Genomic DNA, 2,979 nt, shown 5'->3' with positions numbered 1-2,979 from the left:
GGCCGCCAGTGAGTTGTACGTGCACATTCTGCGCGCCAACCAGGCATTGCTGGCCATTCAGATCAGTACCGACCCCAAGCAGATCGAGGACGGCAAGCGCCCGTTTACCGAGAGCATCACCCAGTTCAACCAGTTGCTCGACAGCACCCTTGCCTATACCGGCGAGCATGAAGCATTGCGGGCGAACCTGGCGCAGCAGCGCCAACAGGTCGCGGCCTACGCCGAACAGGCGCAGGGGCTGATGACGTCCCACTTGCAGCATGTGCAGCAGTTGGCGTTGACGCGCAAACTGCAGGGCTACAGCAGTGCGCAGGCGATGCAGCTGACCAGTTATTTGCGTGATTACATCGCGCAGGCACGCAGTGCCGGCGAGCCGCAGCAGGTGGCGGCCGCAGAAAAACTGCTGTTGGAAGTGAACAAGTCCTACGATGGTTTCGCGGCCCATACCGTCACGCCCGCCATTGATAAATTACAGCGTGTGCTCAACCTGCAGGACGAAGTGATCAGCACCCGCGCCCAGGCCTTGACGGCGATTGACCCGAGGGTCGGGCGGATCGCCGGCGTCATGGTCAATCGTCTGCTGACAGACCTGACCGCCCCTGACGGCCTGTTCCAGGCCTATCAGGGAGAGGCGAAACTCGCCACGCAGGTGCAGCAACAACGCGATGCGGTTGACGCGGCGCTCAAAGCTACCTTGGAGCGGATTGCCGAGTTCGGCAGCCAATCCCTGGAGGTGGCCAACCAGGCCAGTCACTCGGCCAACGCCACCATCGGCACCAGCCGCAGCTTGCTGTTGATCGCGTGTGTGCTGGCGGTGCTGGCGGCGGTGGCGATTGGTACGTGGGTCGCCTTCAGCCTGCGACGTCCGTTGGCGGCCTTTCGCGAAGTGCTCAAGACGCTCACCGCCGGGGACATGCGTGTCAGTTTCGATGTCAGCCGCAAAGATGAATTCGGTGAGTTGGGCGGTTACCTGAACGAGCTGACCAAAGCCCTGCAGAAAACCTTCCGTGAATTGATCAGTTCTGCCGATGCGCTGGCCGCGACCGCTGGCAGCAACGCCTTGAACAGCGAGCAGACCACCCGTGTAGTGGATGAACAGAAGGACCGTCTGCAATCGGCCGCCTCGGCCATGACGCAGATGGAAAGCACGGTCGAGGAGGTGGCACGGCGCGCGCAGGACACCCGCCAGGCGGTGGACGACACCAGTGATCTCACGCACAAGGTGCAGGAGCGCGTGGCCGAGACCATCGTCAATATCCGCCAGCAGGCCGACCAGGTGAACAAAGCCACGCAGGTGACCGATGAGCTGCAGAAGTACGGGCAGAACATCGAGGGCATTGTGGTGGCCATTCGCACCATTGCCGAACAGACCAACCTGCTCGCCCTGAACGCGGCAATCGAAGCGGCCCGTGCCGGCGAGCAAGGGCGTGGTTTTGCGGTGGTGGCCGATGAAGTGCGGTCGCTGGCCAGCCGTACCCAGACCTCGACCAGCGAAATCCAGGACATGATCGGGCTCATGCAGGAAAAAATTCATTCGGTGGTTCACGTCATGAACGAAAGCCAGGCGCAGTCCAGCCAATGCGTGTCCCTGGCCTCGGGCGCCGGTGACTTGTTGCTGTCCATGAGCGGCGCGGTCGACAGCATCCGTGACATGAATATTCAGATTGCCGCCGCTACCGAGCAGCAGAGCGCCACGGTGCAGGAAACCAGTCGGATGGTCATCCAGATCAACGATTCGGCCCAGCAGACGGCAAACGGCGCCGAACAGTCCGCCATCAGCAGCCAAGAGCTGTCGAACATGGCCAAAGTGCAGCGCGAGCTGCTCCATCATTTCAGCGTTTGAGCCGCAGGAGTCAGAACATGAAAGCATGGTTAATGCTCGCGCTGGGGGCGACGCTGTTCGTTCCGGGCCTCGCCCAGTCCGCCACGCCCTTGCTGGGTGTCGGCATGGCAAAGTACGACGATAACTTCCAGACCTTGCTGCGCAACGGGGTGCAGCAACAGGCCGGCGTCATGAACGCCGACATCTTTATGGAGAACGGCAAGGACAGCGTCGATTTGCAGATGCGCCAATTCCGCAACCTGGTCAATTCCAAGGTGGATGCGATCATCATCGCGATGGTCGACGGCAAAAGTGCCGCGCAGATGATGCAGCTGGCCTCGGAGGCGAAGATCCCGCTGGTGTTCGTCAACCGTAACCCGAACCCGGAAAAGTGGCCGGCACAGACCGCGTTCGTCGGCTCCAACGAGCTGGAGTCGGGCACCTTGCAGATGGAAGAGCTGGCGCGCCGTGCCGGTTACAAAGGCAACGTGGTGATTCTGGTGGGCGACCCGGCCAACGCCTCTTCATTGATGCGCACCGAGGACGTGGAAAAAGTCGTCGCCAAATACCCGGACATGAAAGTGATACAGAAAAAAGTCGGTAACTGGGAGCGTAGCCAGGCCGCCACGATCGTCATTGATTGGGTCAAGCAGGGCGTCGATTTTTCGATCATCGCGGCCAATAACGACGAAATGGCGATCGGCGCGATCATGGGCCTGGAAAAGGCCGGCAAGCAGGCCAAGGACTACTGGGTCGGCGGTATCGACGGTACACCGGACGGGTTGAAGTTGATGGCCGAGGGCAAGATGGCGGTCAGCGTGTTCCAGGATGCCGCCGGCCAGGCCGGCGGCGCCGTGGACACCGCACTGCGCCTGGTGCGCGGCGAGGTGCTGGAGTCGACGGTGGTGTGGGTGCCGTTCAAGCTGATCACCCCGGAGAATCGCCAGGCGTTTGAATAGGGAGACCACTCAGAGCAAGCCTTGAAATGCAGTCAACACGCCTTGCTGGCCCTTTACAAACCATGACCAAATGCCACTAATCCCGATGTTGGAATGCAGGCAAATGTGGGAGGGGGCTTGCCCCCGATAGCGGTGGGTCAGGTAAATGGATATTGACTGATCCGCCGCCATCGGGGGCAAGCTCCCACAGGGTTATTC

At 61.1% G+C, this 2,979-nt stretch carries 2 protein-coding genes and 1 pseudogene; all 3 read left to right on the top strand.

Translation table 11 applies throughout. The annotated features are described in order from the left end of the window. Positions 1-241: 241 nt before the first annotated feature. Positions 242-937, top strand: a pseudogene (locus JWR98_RS30340) (methyl-accepting chemotaxis protein); the annotation flags it as partial. Beyond that, entirely contained in the window at positions 914-1,843 is a 930-nt protein-coding gene (locus JWR98_RS30335; RefSeq protein ID WP_425273223.1) for a methyl-accepting chemotaxis protein, read from the top strand. The pseudogene JWR98_RS30340 and the gene JWR98_RS30335, both read left to right, overlap by 24 nt. Before the next feature lie 17 nt (positions 1,844-1,860). Then, positions 1,861-2,781: a substrate-binding domain-containing protein gene (locus JWR98_RS27420; protein ID WP_205491723.1), complete on the top strand. Its 921-nt coding sequence runs from the start codon at positions 1,861-1,863 to the stop codon at positions 2,779-2,781. Positions 2,782-2,979 lie beyond the last annotated feature (198 nt).

The sequence above is a fragment of the Pseudomonas lactucae genome, assembly GCF_016937615.1.
In the GTDB taxonomy this organism is placed as follows: Bacteria; Pseudomonadota; Gammaproteobacteria; order Pseudomonadales; family Pseudomonadaceae; genus Aquipseudomonas; species Aquipseudomonas lactucae.
This window is presented reverse-complemented; position numbering and strand designations above follow the sequence as displayed.